We start from the raw sequence: 19933 nt of genomic DNA on the forward strand, positions 1-19933 counted from the left end.
CTTTGTACCTTTATAAAATCAGGGAGCGAATAGTAACTTCACTCCCTAATGAATCAATTGAATTATTTTGAGCTCTTCACTAAATTTTCCACTGCTTTTTGAGCATCGTTCAACGCCTGTTTAGGTGATTTACTTCCTAACAACGCCTTATCCAACTCAGGGTTAATTAAGTTAACATAATCTGGCGCTTCTAGTGGAGTTGGAGTCAAGATGGTTTGTTTCAAGTTTTCTACAGCTGCATTATATACACGTTTGTCATTTTCTGACAGATCACTGCTTTGCCCTGCATTTTTTGCCGCTTCGATATTGGCAACATTATCAAAGTTTTTAACAGCCCAGTACTCTTGAGCCTTTGCCCCTGTTAAATACTTAATAAATTCATAAGAGGCTTCCGCATGTTTAGCACCCTTTGGTATTTCTGCCACAAACCCGCCGCCCCAAGAAGTATGACCATTGCCCGGTTTGAATTCAGGCAGAGGAGCAACTCCAAAATTCATTCCTTTAGCGTAATCACGAATCTTCGTGTAACTGGTTGCCGATTGGATAATCATTCCCAGTTTACCGGCTACAAACGGATCTGCCTGGTTATCACCAAATTGTCCCTTAAACGTATTGATGACTTTATCCCCATATTGTTGTTCATAATCGTAAACCCATTGAAGTGCTTCCACAGCTTTAGGATCGTTCACAACTGGTTTATTTTGTTTATAATCCCAATACCCTTGACCCGTAGCATTCATCATCCAAATATCTGAAGCTATGCTTTGTCTTGGCAGGAATCCCATACGTACATAACGGCTGCCATTTTTCTGATCAATTTTTTTAGCCATCTCTTTTAGTTCATCCCAAGTTTTTGGAGGCTGTTCTGGATCTAGACCAGCTTGTTTAAAGATATCTTTGTTCCAGAAAAGTAAACGAGTATCTGTGTTGAAAGGAAGTGCATATGGGACTCCATCCTTTTCAACCGCTTTCCATAGCTCCGGAAAATATTGATTTTTTAGTTCTGGATCTTTCTTGATGAATTCTTCTAAACTTTGAACCTGATTCTTTTCCGCACGCTGGCGCACAGAGTTAATGTCATTAATGATAACATCAGGCGGATTGCCAGCAGCTACAGCAGCAAGCTCTTTTGTCCAGACATCCCCAAATGGAAGAAATGTATATTTTACGTGGATTTTGTTTTGAGATTTATTGAAATCATCGACAATCTTTTCTATGATTGGCTTACGAATTTCAGAGCCCCAAAATGACCAAAAATCCAATTCTACTACTTCATCTTTTGATCCACCACTTTTAGCAGGTTTCTTCGTTGACGTTGATGCTTTGTCTGTTCCGGAACATGCTGCTAAAAACGTTGTTAAACCCAATACTAGAACTAATAGCAATGATAAAGATTTTCTAATACTTTTCATACATTTTCCTCCTTATAAAATGGTTAAGTCATCTACCAGCCTCACAGAAACTTCTACTAGATTAAAAGATATGATGAATCATGACGCTTTCGTTTTTTGGGAACGTTCCAACTTTAGGGTTTCAGACTGTTTTTGTGGGATGTTGTTGACTTGTTTTTATTATCAATGGATGCGCTTTCAAAGTCAATAATATTTTGACAATTTTTTTTAAAAAACAATAGATAGTTATTTTAGACTATTTCGTTGCTACTCTTTGGCATCCCGGATAATGCACCTCTCGTTGTGAACAATGCAAACAAACTCCCAAATAATAAAACTCCAATTCCTGTAAAAAACAACAATAAGAAGAGTGAACCGGCAATGCCACAACAAACCAACAGGAAATTGACCGGTTTTTTCATAGCCAAAATAAAGGCAAGCGGGAGTGCTTTTAACCATGAAACCTCGTATTCTATAAAAACTGGAATACTGTAACATGCGATCGGAATAAACAAAATAGTCATGATTAAAATAGCATACCTTAGTATCAACAGGATGCTTTCTGTCTGCTCTTTTAGAATCATTAAATCGGCGTAAAAAAACGTTCCCAATACGACCAAAGCAATTCCAAGGGAGTAACTCTTTTTAAAATATTTTTTAAAAGCATGTAAAAATTCCGGCAATATATCCGTTTCGTCATCTCCCTTCACTAACTTGATGAAAACCGAATACATTGCGAAGGTAGATGGTATGATGGTGATCAAGGGAATTGAAAATACCAGCCATAACAGATTGATCCACGAAAGCCGCCAAATCCAATTCATAATTAAAACGATTAGCCTTTTTCCCATGAAAGATCCTCCTTAAACTAATTATCTATACTAACAGAAATGAGAGATTTTGATTTTGGCAAAACGTTAAGCCTTTTTTCGATAGTCGCGAGGGGACACCCCCGTAATCCTCTTAAATTGTTTGTTGAAGGTACTTAATGATTGAAACCCACTTGCAAAGGCCAGATCCAGCATGCTCTCGTTTGTTGTACGAAGCGAATCCATCACGTTTTGTATCCGGAGCCGGTTAAGAAAATCATTCGGTGTCAGCCCTGTCAGCCGGCGAAACTCCTTAAAAAACATCGTTCTCCCCATTCCCGCTTGCCTTGACAATATTTCCATATCCAAAGGCTTTTGATACGATTTAAGCATGTATCCAACCACTTCTGCTATTTCGTAATGTACCAAGTTAAAATCATCATCAGCAGCATTGGATTCATTTACGAAAGCATTTACCTGAAGCAAAATATTAATGAAATGCATGTATTGATTGGTTTTCCATGCTTCTTTCCCCTGTTCCTGGGCTTCCATCGCCAATAAAGCAGACTGCCTTATTGCCTGCGCGTAACAGGAACAAGCAGGTATGAACGGCTGTACCCCTTGGACGGTATAGAACGGCTTTAACAACAGATTTCCTTCCGGCAAATTTCGAAGAGCAGAAGGTGTAAATAGAATCAGAATGCATTCAAATGGTTGATCCGGCCGGGCAAAACTCCAATGCGGCTCGAATGGGCGGCATAAAAACACATCACCTGGACGGCCATAGTACGTATAGTCGTTGAATCTATATTCAAGTTCATTATTAAGGATCACCCCGATTTCCAAGCAATCATGAACATGCAAATCATGCTCTTCATGCGATCCCCATACACGGCAAAATGCGAACGAATGCTTTAAAATTAATTGTTCAACAAACATTTTCACATACCACCTAAACTACTTTGTCTAATATTGTGTACTAAATGATAAGTTTCTCACTTCATTTGAGGAGAACTTCTTTTTTTGATTATGGTAGTGTAAAACCATAAATTCGAACTGAGGTGAAAGAGATGAGACTTTATATCATAGGTGCAGGTGTTATCGGACGTACGCATGCAGAAGCAGCCTATAAACTATCCGAATCGGTTCAATTACGTGTAGCTGATACCAATGCGAATACCCTTGCTTCATTTTGCGAACAGTTTCCTGAAGCCGTTGGTTTTACAGATACACAAGAAATGCTTAACTCTGAGGCGGCAGAAAATGATGACATTGTTATAATCAGTACGCCGCCACTAGCACATTTTAATCCCACCAAACAGGCGCTCGAATCCGGACGCCATGTACTTTGCGAAAAGCCGCTTGCGATGAACGAATCACAAGCCTGTGAGATGATCGAAATCGCTGAGAAAAATAATAGATTACTAGGATGCTGCAGCGTCCGTTTTAAAGGCATGCCGCACATGGAAACCGTGAAGGAGGTTCTCCGTTCAGGCTGCCTAGGAGACATCTATCATGTTACCTTCGTAAACAAATGGGAACGAAGCCGGTCAGGAATCGAGTACCAACCTTCAAGCCGCTGGTTTTTAGATTCAACAAAAAGCGGCGGTGGCGTCCTAATGGATTGGGGGCCTTACGACTTTACGACATTGAACGACATACTGAATCCAACCAAAATCGAAATCAATGCTAGTTGGAACGCACAGCCAATTACAGAAATCGATCCACTCGATACCCCATTCGATGTTGAAACACATGTCGGCGCATTTATGACTTACCACCACGGTGCACGTCCTATCCATGTTCATTACGAGCGTGCTTCATGTGCACATGGTCAGGAATACGTCAAGGCAGAAATCGAAGGTACACTCGGAAGCTTAAGATGGACGCCATTCGATTCTAAGCAGCCTGTGTTCCGTCGATATGATAAGCATGGGCAAATCGTTGAGGAACAGGTCGAAACCGGACCTCGGAGTCCGTACACGATTTTTGACAACCCGCTTCTTCACTTTTACCGTAAAGTGAAAGGACTTGAATCGTACGCGAACATCAATGAATATGCCTTAATGAATTTTCGTTGCATAACGTCCCTGTATTCCGTTGCCGAAACAGGGCAGAAACAAACGATAGATTTGCCACGGAAAGGAGTGGCATTATGAACATACTAGGATTTTCATCTAATATGTACGGCTGGGTCGAACGATGGAAGATGGACGGCAAAACCCCCGACTGGAACGAGCTCTTTCGCGCTTGTGCTGAAGCAGGTCTGGATGCTGTTGAGATTGATGCGGATCCAGATAAACTTCAACTGGCAAGGTCTTTTGGATTATCCGTCTCTGCTTCCTACGTCGGTCTTCCATTGCATGTCCCATTCAACCAGCTTGAAACAGAGCGAACGGTATTGCCTTTCGCAGAACGTTTGGCAGCGGCAAATGGACGCGACCTGCTATTAAACGCGGACCCTATTAGTTGGAAAACTACGGTGGCCAAGTCCGAGGATCATTTCAAACAGCAGGGAGAAAACCTGACCCGAATTTCCGAACTTGTTGCCCCATTGGGAATAAAGATTTGTTTGCATAATCACGCCGCGGATCATCACAATGCACTAGGAGATCTCCGGTCCGTTGTCCAATATGCAGATCAGCAAGTAGGGTTATGTGTCGATACTGGCTGGGCCCATGTTTCTGGCTGCAATCCAATCGAGTGGATAAAAAACTACCCGGATCGCATCGATGCTTTCCATTTCCGCAATCAAAACGGGAACGTTCCAACTGAAGACTTGCTGGAAGGCGATATCGATTTTGCCTCCGTTCTGAATGCCGCAGCTGCTGCTCACTATGAGGGATGGCTCGCTTTGGAACTATGGCATCCCGTGCAAACCCGGCCTGTCAGGACAATGACTGAAGATGTCCTGCGTTCAATTGATTATTTAAAAAGCCTCTTACTCAGTCGTACAATATAATTCTTTTTAACAATTAGGCAAGTCCCTTATAGGGATCATGCCTGATTGTTTAATCAATCATTTTATAAACCATTTTCCCATTGACAATTGTCCATAGCACCTCAAACATATCGTTCATCAGAACTAAGTCAGCATCAGCTCCGGGCTCAATTCTGCCTTTATGTACCAATCCCAATACATCGGCTGGTGTCTGTGTCGCCATCCTGACGGCATCTCTCAAAGGGATTCCTGCTTGAACTGTTTTTGCCAATGCCTCGTTCATCGTCACAGTACTTGAAGCAAGTGTCCCATCCTTTAATTTTGCCACCCCTTCTTTCACTTTAACCTCATGTCCCCCGAATAGATAAGTTCCGTCCCCCATTCCCATTGCCTGAAGAGCATCTGTAATCAAAACCATTTTGTCAGGTCCTTTTTCCCTATAGATCAGCCTGACTATAGCTGGGTGCAGGTGGACATCATCTACTATGGCCTGAACGCTGACGCTGCTTTCTTCAAACGCGGCCATTACTAACCCTGGATCACGGTGATGAATCGGCCTCATACCATTAAAACAATGGGTAACATGGCTGGCACCATTTTCAAATGCTTGTTTGGCTTCATCATAAGTTGCATCTGAATGGGCGATGGCGGCTATGATCCCCTGTAAAGTTAAGAAACGAATCATTTCTAGTCCACCTGGCAATTCCGGTGCAAGCGTCACCATTTTGAGAAGTGGACCGGCAGCCTGAAGGATCGTTTGCATTTCACCTATATGAGGATGCCGCAAATAACGCTCATTTTGCATCCCTTTCCGTTTTACATTCAAATAAGGTCCCTCAATATGGATTCCAGCAATTTGAGCTCCTGGCTCTTTACCTGCTATTTCTTTTACATTAGAAATCATATCAATAAGATCATCCAATGAAGATGATACCGAGGTTGCCAAGAACGAAGTGCATCCTGTTCGAGCACATGATCTTGATACTGCCTCTACACTTTCAATGGTCCCGTCCATCATGTCAAACCCTTCCGCCCCATGAATATGGACATCAATCATACCTGGAATGAGAAGATGGCCATTTCCATCTAATTCGGAATCAGCTGCTATAACAGATGTGTCTATTTCGAAATGAACAGATTCGATTTTGCCATTCCGAATAAGAATACATCCTGGTTTCAGACCTTCCTCACCTATCAAACGGACGTTACGAATTATAATACTACTCATGACTTTGATAGCCCCTTATAATAAATTTGCAATTTGATTACCCTTTCTCCAAAATAGTTTTAAAAAAGGCCCCCTCTTCCTATTAATACGCGAGAAACCGTGAAGTATCGAGGGGGGACTTTCTATTAAATTTTTACTTTCGTACCTGATTCAAGCGCTTCCACGGCTTTTAAGGCAACTTCAAGTGATTGAATGCTATCTTTATAGGTTGAAAGGACGAGGTCTTGGTTATTTTCAGCAATGGCTTTTGCGAATGCCTCTAATTCAAGGCAGTACAATGCATCATCTTTTGATTCGAAAAGAATTTCGATATCATCAACCTTGCCGCTGACAATCCCTTTTGCAAGGTCCAGGGTTAAGTGCAGTTCATCCGAAATAAGCTCTATTTGGGTAAAAACACCAGGATATGACCAGGTATGTGTATGCGATTGCAAAATACCATTTGTATATTTCATGGTGACACTAAAGCTGTCTTCAATCGTAAAATCTTCCCCTTTAGGGACAATTAGATTATCTTGATACCCTATTACTTGGTCTACTTCTCCAAGCAGATATCGCGATACGTCAAAGATATGAATGGCTTGATCAAAGGCCGGTCCACCAGAACGTTCTTTATCGAAAAACCACCGCGGCCAATTCGGTCTCAGTGCAAGCCCATCAAGCATAGCACTTCGTACTAGTGCTACTCTTCTCCCCGCAATCAACTCCCTAGTTTTCGCGACAGCACCGCTATATCGATACATAAAACCAACACTGTTAATAACACCTGTCCGATCTAAAATTTCATCCACTTTTTTTGCCATTTCGAGATTTTTGGCTGGTGGTTTTTCAATAAAACAATGGATTCCGCGCTCTGCGGCCTCACGTACCAGGAATTCACGAACTTCAGGTGGAGTACAGATGACAATTCCATCCGGTTTTGTTTCTTCTAGCATCTCCACATAGTTATTAAAGCCTTTTACTTGAAATTTATTTACCGCCTTTTTTAACATCTCTTCATTTAAATCACAGATACCTACAACTTGAATATCATTTATTTCTTTCATCGTAGTTAAATGCCCTTGCCCTTGCCAGCCTGTACCCACAACTGCTAAACGAACCATTTTAATCCTCCCTTAGTTAGAGGCTCTGTTAAACATTGTTCTTGATTTGCGCTCCAGGTGCTTCGCTTTCCGCGGGCGTGCCGGGGAGCCTCCTCGGCGCTTTGGCTCCTGCTGGGTCTCCCCTGCCCCGTACTCCCGCAGGAGTCTTCGCATCTTCCGCTCCAATCAACAGTGTTAAAAATCAACAATGCCCTTTAACAGAGCCTAGTTAGAAAAATAATGTTCAGTGTTATTTCTTAATAGATTTGATTTCAATAGGATTACCGAGCATTTCACTTATCCATTTCAGAGCAATTGCACACTCATCCGTTGGATCATGGTCACCGGACTCTTGCTCAATTGAGGCCGTTTTATTGTATCTGATTTCCTTCAATACTTGGACACATTCTTCGATATTTGCAACACCTGTACCTAAAGCCACCGGATTATGCTCCCCTGCTTCACGAACATCCTTTAAATGTACATTAAAAAGAGAATCTTTTAATTGCCATATTGCTTCAGGTGCATAGAAGCCTTGTGTACCAAACCAACCTGTGTCTACTGCAGCCCCCAGCAAGTCACCATACTCTCCAATAACAGCTTTAATCTCATCAGGGTGTTTTTCAGGATGATTTTCAACCGCAACTTTTAAACCATACTCGTTACACAATGAATAAATAATAGGAGCCGATTCTTTTGTAATTCCGCTTGTGATCATCTCAATTCCCAGCATTTTTGCTGTTTCAAAGCAAAGACGGGTCCATCTCGGATACCTTACCGGATCACCAAGCGAGCAAGAATAAGAATAGACACTTAATCCATGGCGCTGCCAGATGGTCTTTAATTCATCCGCAAAAAAGGGCGTCATAAACTTTGGAAATGCATGCCCCATCCAAAGTTCCATATGTTCAAAACCAGCACCTTTAATAGCACTGCAAATTCGCTCAAATTCAGCCAAACTAAAATTTTCTATTACTTTGCGTTCTGCAGTTCCCCAGTCGTCCATACTAGTTTGATAATTTGTGGACCTGGCAAAGTAATTTGCTGTTTGAAAGCCTAATAACATTTTACTCCCTCTTTCTTCTATTAAAATATTGAATAAATTGAATAGACTCACTTTTCATCGCTAAACATAGTTTATGCCTTCGGGAAATGGAAGCGGCACGGGAAAAATATCATTTAAATAACTATCTAGGGTGGGATCTCCTTGAAGAATTAGTTTTTCCAAAGCAGCGTTATCAACGATGATTGACTTTTCATTGAATAATAGTTTTTTATTTCTTTCATCCGCATCAACAATTTCTAATTTTCCGAATAAATAAGGTTTTAATTGCCCCAACAATAAGTCCAAGTTAGTAATTTTTATAGTCCCTGGAAATGCTGCTTCAGTCTTTTCAATCGAGTAAAGAAGTCTATTAAGTTCCCTCTCATATTCAGGCACGGACAGTCTCATTGATGTGAATCCATACTGGAACGATTCTGCTAGAACGGCTTGAATACCTTTCGGGTCTCCAGCCCATTCAATAACCCGGGATGTTGATTCGCCTTCTGAGGTATCAGGAACTCCCAAAACAACAAAGCCCTTAATTTCGTTTTCCTCTTCAGCAACAAGAATCTTGTGTTCCATTTTAAGAATACTTGCATAGCCTTTTGCGTTATTTAACACAGCAAAATCAAATATGCTTTGTTCAAAATAAGTTTTACGGGTTTGATATAATTTTCGTAAATAAAACCAATCATAAGGAAGGAATTCCCGGACAGAATAACCTTCTGGTATTTGCAGGTCATCCTTATGGATATCGTATTTATTTAAGTTCCCATAAAACGTGCAGCCCGCTTTTATATACAAAGGCAAGCTTCCAGATACAAACAAGATGGAGGCTTTGGCCCTTTTTACATGGTCAATAACCTTTTCTAAAAGCATGCTCGCAAATCCTTTCTTTCGATAGGCGCGATGTGTACATACAGATCCGATTGAGTACGCCTCAATTTCCGCAGACTCTAAGTGGATAACGGAAGGCACCAACCCGATAAAGGAGACTAACTTATCATTTATGAATGCCCCATATGACTGATTTAGTGCCGGTGAGAATACTTGTGGGAACGCTTCCCCCATCGATATTTGTTCATCATCCCGAAAGGTTTGGTCCGCTAATGCTGCGGCTTGGTCAAACTCATCTGATTTTAGCAATCGAAACTCTACCATATGGTTCTCCTATCCATCTCGCCAGATTCCATTGTTCGCTCATCTTACAATCGTTAACATTTTTCGATCAGTAGACTTAGCGGTTTAAACTGGTTTTCATAGATTGTCCGATATTTTTTATAGATTTCTTTATTTGGTTGAACTACTTTTTCTGACTTCCTAAAGGTATTAGCCACAGCATCATTTAAATTTAAGAATAATCCTTCCCCAACAGCCGCGATTAAGGCAGCACCACAAAGTGCAGCTTCGGTTATATCCGGAAGTACGAGCTCACTTCCTGAAACGTTTGCTTTAATCTTGATCCAATGAGGATTACGGACACCACCGCCTATTACACTCATTCTTTTCATTTTTATTCCTGTCGCTTTTTCTGCTTCCTCTCGAATCATTTCCATTTGGAAAGAGTTCCCTTCTAACACTGCCTTTAACAGATCAGTTTTACCGTGATTTTTCTTTAGACCGATAAAAGCAGCCTTTGCATGAGGATTGGATTTTGGTGCTCCACTCCCAGACAGATAAGGGTAAAAAATAATTCCAGTCGGATTGTCCCCTGCCATTTCTAAATAATCATTGATTTCAGCATAGGTTAACCGGTCATTTCCGAGAATATCGCGCAGCCATTCCACCGACCCGCCTGATGAGGAATGTCCCCCCATCCAAAAATACAAATTATCTTGAGGATGTAAGCCAAATGATAGTCCAGACTCATAATCAGCCTTGGTAAGTTCTCGCTTAGTAAAAGTACCTACTAATGTCTCAGCAGTCCCCATCGAATTATAAACATTGCCTGGAGAAACAATGCCAGCCGCTAATGAAGAACTCACATGGTCGTGTCCAGCTATATAAACATTTGTATTTGACTTTAATCCGAGCCCGGCTAACTCTTGCTTTACTTCTCCTACTGGCCACAAGCAATGAGTCACATTTGGAAATAGATCGGTACGGAACCCAAAATGATCAATGAGTGCCTTATCCCATTCATTTTGATTAATTCGATAGGCAAATGTACGGGCGGCCAAGGTTTGTTCCTCTGCCATTTTACCTGTCAAACAATAAGCAATATAGGAAGAAACAGATAACCACATAACCTCCTGATCAAAGATGTGTTTATGGCGGTGCCGAAGCCAAAGCAGCTTCGCTAATCCATATTTGTATGACAAATGGAGCCCCGTTTGGCAAAATTGGACAAATGGGTCAATTTCTCTTTCAATGAAACTTGCTTGATTTATAGAAGAGGAATCAAACCAAGGAATAATTTCAGTTGCCGGTCTGCCCGTTTCCTTATTTACTAGCAGTCCGCTTTCAGCCATGCTTGTAATACTTACAGCCCTGATACCTTTAAAGCCGCATCGTTCATTTACCTCTTTTATCAGTTGTGCCACTGTGTTCCAAAGGCTTTGCGCATCAATATACGCAAAGCCTTCGCTATGAGTGGCATACTTGGTTTGCCTGCTGGAGGTGGTGATGCATGTCCCATCTTCTTCAAATAAGCCTGCTTTAAGGTTTGTGGTTCCTATATCAATGGCAATAATCATCTTTTTACACTCCCTAATAAGAAAAGCGTAAGCGCCTTGTTCAGCCCCGACAAGAAACCTCGAGGGGCTAGGCGCTGGAGCTGGGCAATTCTCAAAGTCGAATTTATACTTTATTTTCTAACTAGAAAAACCTCCGGCAGTTACAATACGATGGTATGTATTTCGGCCTAAAGCACCTTCAGGCATTTTCCATGGTGCATCATAATAAAGTCTTTCTGCTTCCAGCTCTTCTAAGCATGTAAGGTTTCCATCAAGCCACTGCTGTAGTCGATACTCCGCTGATTCTAATCGAGACAAAACTCCGCCATATCGAATATCAATAATCTCCCACCCAAAGGGCTTCATCGTTGAGAACCATAATGATCGGTGCAGCTTACGCAGGTCATCCACCAAAGTTCGTAATGAAGAGAGCTTTGCTGTTAAGCGTGTTAACTCCTGTTTATCCTTCAGGTCATAAGCTGATTTCAATTGGACTCCTATCTCAGCTTTAACACTCAAAACAAAGGCTAACTTTGTGTAAAAACTAAACAGCTCTGAAAAGCTTGTATTCCGTTCTTTTGCTGTTTCTAGCCGAGCAGCTAAGCTTGCATAATGTTCCTTCAACGGCAGAGAGCGAATATTGGCATCATATAAGCCGTGTAAAACATCTTGCCATAGCAAAAATTTAGATGGGTGGGATTCATGCAGATTATCTTTTGAAACACCCGGTGTCTCATCAAATTCATTTAAAACCAGAAAATCATCCCAATTGCCTCCGGTACAGAATGCAAACCTTTTAGCCAATCGGTCTTGGCTTATCTCATTTCCATATCCATGCTCAGCAAACAGCTGCAGTCCTGCCAATCCTGAGAAGGGATGTGTTTCTGCCCCATTATCTCCCCACATCGTCGCGAATACTTCGGTAATTCCTTCTTTCTTACAAGCCCCTAAAGCGGCATTCGTAGTTGCAATCGTCTTTCCATAGTTAGGAGCAATCCCATTCCATGTCCAGACGCCCCCAGCAAAAATCGGCTCAGAGCCAAACTCTTTATGTTTTTGCAAAAAGGTCCGGTAAAATTCTTCATCTGTATGGTAATAATCCCAATAAACGAATTGAACACCCTTTGGCATCGATTCAATGACATCATTAGGTATTTGAGCATTCAGGTCGTAATAATTTCCTGTTTTAGAACCGAGCCGAAAATACATATCGCTCCAGATCATCGGTTTTAATGAAAGCTTTTCAGCAAGTTCCACAACCTTATGGAGATGTTGGTTCATAATATCAAATCGTTTTTGGTATCCGTTATGCTCCAAGTATTTTCCCAACCCAAGCTGGTGAGCTTCATCCATGCCAATATGAACGCGGCTGCTGCGAAACGGCCTCGATGCTGCTTTCAACAGCTCTTCAATGAATTCATAGGTTTCCTCATTCCCGACTAATAAGATATCGGATGTATCTTTGATGTTAGCTGCGTAATTCCATTTTAAGGCCTCTGTTAAATGAGCGAGCGTCTGGATACAAGGAATCATTTCAATTCCAAAATGATTGGCATAATCATCACAGGCTTGCAATTCCTTCTCACTATATCTCCCGCGCATGTATCCGAAATAGGGGTATTTTTCGACTGTGAAGGTATCCTCTGTATACATCATCACAACATTCAAACCCATTAATGCCATTTTTCTAAGCAGGGATCGAATCCCTTCCACCATCATAACAGCATTGCGGGATACATCCACCATGACCCCATTCGTGTTAAATTGCGGCGTTTCACTTACATGAAACTCATTGCATTCGTTAAACTCTTGTAACCATAAGCCTAATGCCCGGAAGAAATGGATTTTTTCTTGAAAGGAAATTTGCCCGCCATTTTCGCAACAGCTTACCGTCAAGGGACCGTCCGTTTGTGTCACACAAATCGGAAATCCTTCTTCACTGCGTTCAATGTTTAGATCATGGCTGATAACTTCCAATCCTTTTTCAAGCTCTGTAATGTCACCATAAAAGTGAATCTTCATACAATCTCTACACCTCGAACCAATAGTTTTGATTCAATTTGCTGTACCAAAAATAGCTGTCTTTTTTCGTTCTTTTTAAGGTTTGATAGTCGACATGAACAAGACCGAATCGCATGCTATAACCATATGACCATTCATAATTATCCATCAAAGACCAAATACAATAGCCTTTTAAATTCACTCCGGACTCGAGCGCACGACTAATCTGCGTCAAGTGTTGCTTAAGGTATTTAATACGTTTGTCGTCGCGGACACGGCCATCAGCTGGGTCTTGATTATAGGTCGCGCCATTTTCCGTAATAACGATCGGAACATCACCATATTTATTTTTTATATCCATCAATACCTTATAAAAGGCATCTGCATAGATGGTAAATCCAATGTCTGTTTTATCAAATAGACCATCAATATGCTCACAATCAAACGTTCCCTGGCCTTCTTTATATCTTGACACCGTCCCAGTATAAAAGTTGATTCCCAAAATATCGATAGGCTGCGAAATAATTTCCATATCGCCTTCCTGAATGTTTACTTTTGCACCCTTTTTTGCAAACCAATCTACTAATATTTGGGGGTAGCTGCCTTTAAATACAGGATCAAAAAACCATTCCATAAACCAGGCTGAAATTCGCTTACAAGCCTCGATATCTTCCTGACGATTACTAAATGGTTCATACCAAGTAACATTTGGGGCAAAACCAATTTCACCGGGAATTCCGAGTTCTTTAAATCGGTTAACAGCTCGTCCATGAGCAAGCAGCAGGTGATGTGCCACATCAAGAGAAGTCTGAAGATCTGTTTCACCAGGAGCCTGTTCGCCAACAAAATATCCTAAAAATGAAACACACCAAGGTTCATTAATGGTTATCCATGATTTGATTTTTCCGGAAAACTCACGGAACAATAAATCTGAATACTCTACAAATGCCTCAATGGTCTGGCGATTCTTCCAGCCGCCATCATCTTGGAGGGCTTGCGGCAGGTCCCAGTGATAGATGGTACAAAGCGGTTCAATTCCGTTTTCCAATAATTTATCAACAAATTGATGGTAATGATCGAGTCCTTTTTGATTGACCTCTCCTCTGCCATATGGAAAAATTCTTGGCCAGGCTATCGAGAAACGATAGGTGCTAACCCCCAATTCTTTTAATAGAGCAATATCTTCATCCATCCGATGATAACTGTCACAGGCGATATCGCCGTTGTCCCCATTTCTGACCTTTCCGGGAATTCGGCTATAGGTATCCCAGATGGACATGCCTCGGCCATCTTCGTTATAGGCACCTTCTATTTGATAAGACGCAGTCGATACGCCAAAACGAAAATCTTTAGGAAATGTAATAATTGCCATGAAATATGGCCTCCTTTCAATATGGTTATATATAAGGAGGGCGTGTACCTCCTTGTAAACTATGATGTTATTTTTCTTAAAATCGTTTCATTTTCAACGGCAAGATCAGTTTGTTTGACATAGGGCTGCGGTTTGAGCTGTGCCTTTTCTTTTTCCAGCCAGTCCTTCCATTCCACCATGTCTTTAGCAAGAGTAACACTGCTCAAGATTCTTAATTCTGTGTGTGCCTGCTTGCTTAGCAGGGAACGAACGTCCCCTAGATATCGGATTAATATTTCATATCCAATTGCGCTTCCACACCGTGCTAAGGCACGGCCAATCGCCAATTCAAGCAGTGCGCGTCTCTCAAGGAAAAAATCTGCTTGATGGCGAGCATAACACTGCTGCTTGTTTAGAGAGGGAATAGACCATAATTGCTTTAGAATGGGAACAGCGCCGACATCTCCTAATCTTTCAGCTCCCACGCAAACGGCGTGGATGTAATAGAAAATCCCCCACATTTTATCTTTAAAATCCTCAGCGGTCGGATTTAATAAATCAGCCACACGCTGCCAAACTTCAATGCTTCGCCTATCCTTGGTAAGTCCGAGGGAGTACAGTAAATAACAGACATCAGGCATTGCCCCATGATCAGGGGGCATTGTCACATACAAGATATCCGCAGTCCTTTTCGGCAATTGCTCCCCTTCAAGCATTGTCATAATTTCCGATATCAAGGCTGGAACACCAGTTGTTGATTCATACATGGCCAACGCTTGGGCAATTCGAATCTTTCGAATCCCATTGGAATCCTCATATGCTTTTTCGAGTAAAGGAATAATCCGCTTCCCGACTGTACAAATTTCAACGAAGGGAATCCGCTTTTGATAGATTTCATTCATCCGCATATTTGAGTATTCATAAAGAGGCTCTTTTTCCTCAATCGATTCAATTAATGACAACAGTTGCTCATCTGAATAAGAGATAGTGTCTATTTTTCTCGTTATTATACTTTCGGGCAGTAAACCTGCTTGTACGATTCTTTCCTGTAAAAGACGGTAGTCTACCATTCTAGGAACTTTACTTTCCTTTACCGCCATTGCTGCTGCAAGTGCTGCAATTCCGCCCAGATTTTCTAAATCCGATTGCATGCGGATGGCAGGCAGGGCATCATGTGTGGCTGATATCGCTTTACCAACTACTAGAATGCCATCAAGCCCTTTTGGCAGAAGCATTCGATATGGAATTTCTATTTCCAGGTTTGGTGGAATCAAACCTGAATGTAACCAGTTTGCCGTACTGATTCCTTTCATATCATGGTTGCTAAAATGAATATTGATACAATCCGGCCAGCTTCGCTGGAGTAGTTGATCGCTCATATTCATGATGACGTCCCCCGTAATATGACGGCTCTCTCTTGGTGCAACATAAATTCCGTGATCATGGCACCCATCGACATCAAGGCTCCATCTTCTTCTCCCAGCTAAAATCGCTCTGGTGTAGTCCTGCACATCTGATACATTTACCATACTAGTGAAATTATTTTGCAATTTCCCTGGGGAATTATATTGTGCCAGCGAATACCACATCACGACATGATCGCGGGCAGAACCGTATACAAATTCAGCACCGGCAAAGGCAGCCAGATCGCCATCACCAGTCGCATCAATCACACAGTCTGCCATGATTGAGCATGGACCCCATCTTGTTGCTGCAAGACTGCCGCACACACGAGTTCCTTTTGTGATGGCGCCAAAAGTAATGGTGTTAAACAACATATCGATTCCTAGATGATCCGCTGTTTCTATAAGGGCATATTTCTTCGCTTCGATATTCCACTTATGACCTTTGTACTTGATTCTCTTCTGTACATTTTTAACGAGCTTGGTAATGTTCTCAGCATACCCATGACGATGTCCAAACCAATAACTATCAACCCCGCCAAACGTACCAGTGCCGCCTAGACCAGGGTTGAGGTCAACCAGGATGGTATTCATTCCTTCTTGTGCACAAACCAGGGCTGCTGAACCTCCGCTCGAACCGCCGCCTGTAACGAGCACATCAGCCGTTTTTGAAAGGTAAATTTCTTGAATAGGAACGTTCCCGAAATTGAGTTGACGTTCTAAAAAGTCAACAGGAATCCTTACTTCATAAGGAGAATCCATTTGTTGAAGATGATTTCTTGTCTGTAAAAGATCCAGATTTTCCACGGTAAAGGTTTCAACCAACTTTGCAAACTGTTCGCCATAGCTGGCTGCTTTGAAAGGATCAAGCCAGCCTGCATTGTTATGTTCGTAAAAATCCCGATAAAAACACCATGTATTAGGATGGTTTATGCTAAAGCTTCCTAACTGAATATTTTCTCGAATTCGAATGTCTTCTTCATCCATCGGATATGGACCATTTAATTCATTGGAGCTGGTACATAGCAACGCTTTTTGAAACTCTGAAATATTGTGAACTAGAAATTCTGTTAGTGCAATTCCTAACTTTTGAGATTCAAACTCACGAAGACGATTTCCATCAATGCTGTTTTCAGCATGTGAAACAATCTGATATTCAATATAGCAATGACCATTTTCATGAAAACCTGGGTAGAGATAGACTTTATTATCCTTTATGCCTAAACTGGATGGAACGGTTATTTCTTCTTGTCCATTCGCTTGCACATTCGTAAACTCTAATACGCGTTTATAGCAAGCCATTTCTCCATGGAACGCAGCTTTAACTTCATTACCAGCCAAAAATGAAGTAATGGCGGTTTCAGAAGCATCAACAATCGATTGACAGCGGATTAATTGCCTTCCAGATTTATTAGCAATGACTAAACCATTCCCGTTGTCCTCAGAACGTGTTAGTGCTATTGGAATTGATGCATATACTAACTCCACGCCTGCTGCCAATACTTCATCTTCCAACTTTATTTTTAATTTATCGACATGGAAAATGATCGATTGTGAACTTCCATAAGGCAGTTTTTTTCCACAGGCCCCTATACATGCTTCCATAAGTCTAGAACTTTGATGCCCAGAATGAAGGATCCAAGGCCGGAGTGTTGCTGTCATTTCACTTCCTAAATAAGTCCTGGATTCTACTACGATCACACGTTTTCCTTGATTGGCGAATTCTATGGCACTCGCTAACCCAGCAAAGGAGCCTCCAATTATGGCCACATCCACCTCCGCCAATATTGGAATGGCTTGAGCAGGCAATTGCAGTTTCATCACCACCACAGCCCCCTTAAGTTAGTCAGCTTTTGCAATCTCAACCAGCACTTCGCCTTGAAGGTCATTACAATCAATTGTATAAAGCTGTTTATTTGCAGAGTCTTTCTGTACTTGTACTTCTTTACCATTAACCGATGCTTTCAATAATGGATTCTCAGAAAGTAAGGCAAAAACGCCGCCTTCCTTTAAAATCACCTTCATATCTTTTCCAGTGCTCCATACGTTTTCTATCCCATCATTACAAATTAGCTTATTCAGCAGGCCAATTGGTGTTATCGAATCTTGAATTGGGATAATGACATACAAAGAAACACCATTCTCAGCTAATTCGATGCTGATTCGTTCATCTTTATTAACTTTCCAATGTTTTTTCGTCATTACGTCAAAAATAACGAACGTTTCGCCATTAAGAGCTGGAATATCGTTTGCGCCAATCGATCCATGAACCGATTCATTTCCTTCAGAAATATGAAAGGCAGCAACAACCCCCGCACCTTTACAAGTATTCCAAATTTTTAACGGTATCCTTGTTGTAATAGGATCAATAAATAGACAGTCCTCGGTTGGGACTCCAGGCTGATCACAACGAATAATTTTTCCATCTTTATAGACTAAAGGCCAAATTTTATCTGGATTCGTTTGGTCAACAGCATCACTAAAATAGATCGGACCGCCACTAACCACTCGCAATACCATATTTTGCATATCGTCATGATTATGTGTCCAATACATATCCCAGTCACCCCAATAGAACGCGCCGTGGTAAAGGGAATTATAGGCATTTTGTAATGCATGCTCTTTAAAGCTGTTGTTTTCCTGTGGAACAAAGTCATCACTATTGCGTGATACAGCTGAGTATGGACGATGCCATATATTTTCCGCTGCCATTCCCATACAATTAATGACAGTATTATCAAAATGCATGGAGCAGGAAGCTTCAAGTGCTGTATGGGCCCCGCTTGCTGCCTCACCCACTGATTTGTGATTTCCCATAAAGTTGGAGAGGGCACTTTGGCTGTCAACCTTTACAAAGTCAATTCCATCTTTCTTCAATTTGGAGTGCCAGGAATGCCAAAAACCAAATCCCTCTTCCGCTTTTGGCGAAGGAATAAGGCTGCCATTCTTTGTTTTATATAAATGCTTGTCCAACGATTTAGCGATCGGACTCTCTGGTGCAATTCCTTCCCAGTAGCCTGCAAGGGTGTGCCAAACTCCTACCCAGTTAATACCATAATTATTCTTTAATGATGAAACGGTATTGGACAATCCATTTGGAAATTTATCCCTGTCCGCATTAAAGGATTGAAGCTTTTTTCCATCGATCTCAGACCAGCCATCATCAATCATCATCCATTTAACAGGGAGCTGTTTTTGCTTGATTTCTTCAGCTTTTGTGAGAATTCCTTCCTCATTAACGGCATGATAGAAGGCATCCCAGCTGCACCAGCCTAGGTAATCCAAAATTTCAGGGTAGTTTTTTTCTTCTCTTGGAAGAGTGCTTTGGCCAGTGACTGTTAAGGCAGCTTTGACATTTTCATTCACTAAATCAAATGGATTCATTGCCGTCCCTAAAATGAATGCAAATGTAGATAAATGATCATATCCGCCATGGAAGGGAGAAATGGATATTTGTACGCCCTTCTCCGTTCCGGCTAAATCTGTCCGCGATATTTCATCACAAACTGGCAGGAAATGATAATAATTTTGCTCATTTTTTAAAAGTAAAGATTGGGTTCGTTCTGGTAATTCTTGAATGTTTTTTGTAAAAAACGGACGCGTCCACCAATCTTTATGCTGGTAGTTCGCCATAATCTCGTAATCTTCCATCAGCTTATTAATGGTAATAGTAACGGCATGCTTCGCTGAAAAAAAGAGCTGCTTCTTAAATAGCTCTTCATTTTTTATAGATGCATTAACAAACGTTGTGATAAATGATTCGTAGCAGTTGAATGTTAATGCTGCCGTGATTGTTTCCGTCTCATCACAAAAGTTAAAAAGATACTGCTTATATTCGCCGAGCTTATCTGCTCCAGAACCCTCTTCTACTTTTTCAAGTTCTAATGATTGATTGGATTTGCCTTCAAGATTAATAGACACTTGAATCTCTGAAAAAATCCTCTTTTGATCGAAAAGACATTGCTGATCGTCTTCTTTTTGCTGGAATTGGAACATTTGTATACTCC

At 41.3% G+C, this 19933-nt stretch carries 14 protein-coding genes; 2 read left to right on the forward strand and 12 right to left on the reverse strand.

Annotation, left to right across the window (positions count from 1 at the left end; translation table 11 throughout):
- Nucleotides 1-62: 62 nt before the first annotated feature.
- The 3 genes from LC455_RS14225 to LC455_RS14235 form a co-directional block, all read right to left on the reverse strand.
- A complete protein-coding gene (locus tag LC455_RS14225) occupies nt 63-1412 on the reverse strand; it encodes an ABC transporter substrate-binding protein (RefSeq protein ID WP_223591750.1) in 1350 nt (449 codons plus the stop codon).
- 230 nt (nt 1413-1642) lie between these two features.
- Nucleotides 1643-2242, reverse strand: coding sequence for a YesL family protein (locus LC455_RS14230; RefSeq protein ID WP_223591752.1), 600 nt, complete (start codon nt 2240-2242; stop codon nt 1643-1645).
- 66 nt (nt 2243-2308) lie between these two features.
- Entirely contained in the window at nt 2309-3139 is an 831-nt protein-coding gene (locus tag LC455_RS14235; protein ID WP_223591754.1) for an AraC family transcriptional regulator, read from the reverse strand.
- Between the two features lie 131 nt (nt 3140-3270).
- Here LC455_RS14235 and LC455_RS14240 point away from each other — a divergent pair, with 131 nt between their 5' ends.
- Entirely contained in the window at nt 3271-4359 is a 1089-nt protein-coding gene (locus tag LC455_RS14240; RefSeq protein ID WP_223591756.1) for a Gfo/Idh/MocA family protein, read from the forward strand.
- Nucleotides 4356-5162 (forward strand): sugar phosphate isomerase/epimerase family protein, encoded by an 807-nt coding sequence (locus tag LC455_RS14245; protein WP_223591758.1) that lies wholly within the window; start codon nt 4356-4358, stop codon nt 5160-5162. The genes LC455_RS14240 and LC455_RS14245 overlap by 4 nt, the downstream gene beginning before the upstream one ends.
- Nucleotides 5163-5211: 49 nt before the next feature.
- Here the strand turns inward: LC455_RS14245 and nagA are convergent, their stop codons facing one another.
- The 9 genes from nagA to LC455_RS14290 form a co-directional block, all read right to left on the reverse strand.
- Nucleotides 5212-6369, reverse strand: a complete 1158-nt coding sequence (gene nagA, locus LC455_RS14250; protein ID WP_223591760.1) for an N-acetylglucosamine-6-phosphate deacetylase — start codon at nt 6367-6369, stop codon at nt 5212-5214.
- A gap of 125 nt (nt 6370-6494) precedes the next feature.
- On the reverse strand, nt 6495-7472 hold the full coding sequence (locus tag LC455_RS14255; RefSeq protein ID WP_223591762.1) for a Gfo/Idh/MocA family protein: 978 nt from the start codon (nt 7470-7472) through the stop codon (nt 6495-6497).
- A gap of 229 nt (nt 7473-7701) precedes the next feature.
- Entirely contained in the window at nt 7702-8517 is an 816-nt protein-coding gene (locus LC455_RS14260; protein WP_223591764.1) for a sugar phosphate isomerase/epimerase family protein, read from the reverse strand.
- A 60-nt stretch (nt 8518-8577) separates the two neighbouring features.
- A complete protein-coding gene (locus LC455_RS14265; protein ID WP_223591766.1) occupies nt 8578-9657 on the reverse strand; it encodes a GNAT family N-acetyltransferase in 1080 nt (359 codons plus the stop codon).
- 53 nt (nt 9658-9710) lie between these two features.
- Nucleotides 9711-11192 carry an FGGY-family carbohydrate kinase gene (locus tag LC455_RS14270; RefSeq protein ID WP_223591768.1) on the reverse strand — a complete coding sequence of 494 codons (1482 nt, stop codon included), beginning with the start codon at nt 11190-11192 and terminating at the stop codon, nt 9711-9713.
- 117 nt (nt 11193-11309) lie between these two features.
- Nucleotides 11310-13193, reverse strand: a complete 1884-nt coding sequence (locus LC455_RS14275) for a beta-N-acetylhexosaminidase (RefSeq protein ID WP_223591769.1) — start codon at nt 13191-13193, stop codon at nt 11310-11312.
- Nucleotides 13194-13200: 7 nt separating this feature from the next.
- Nucleotides 13201-14544, reverse strand: coding sequence for a GH1 family beta-glucosidase (locus LC455_RS14280; protein ID WP_223591771.1), 1344 nt, complete (start codon nt 14542-14544; stop codon nt 13201-13203).
- Between the two features lie 59 nt (nt 14545-14603).
- Complete coding sequence (locus LC455_RS14285) at nt 14604-17747, reverse strand: FAD-dependent oxidoreductase (protein WP_223592255.1); 3144 nt, start codon at nt 17745-17747, stop codon at nt 14604-14606.
- 21 nt (nt 17748-17768) lie between these two features.
- Nucleotides 17769-19922 (reverse strand): Sip1-related alpha-galactosidase, encoded by a 2154-nt coding sequence (locus LC455_RS14290; protein WP_223591772.1) that lies wholly within the window; start codon nt 19920-19922, stop codon nt 17769-17771.
- Between the last annotated feature and the right edge of the window lie 11 nt (nt 19923-19933).

The sequence above is a fragment of the Neobacillus bataviensis genome (assembly GCF_019969725.1).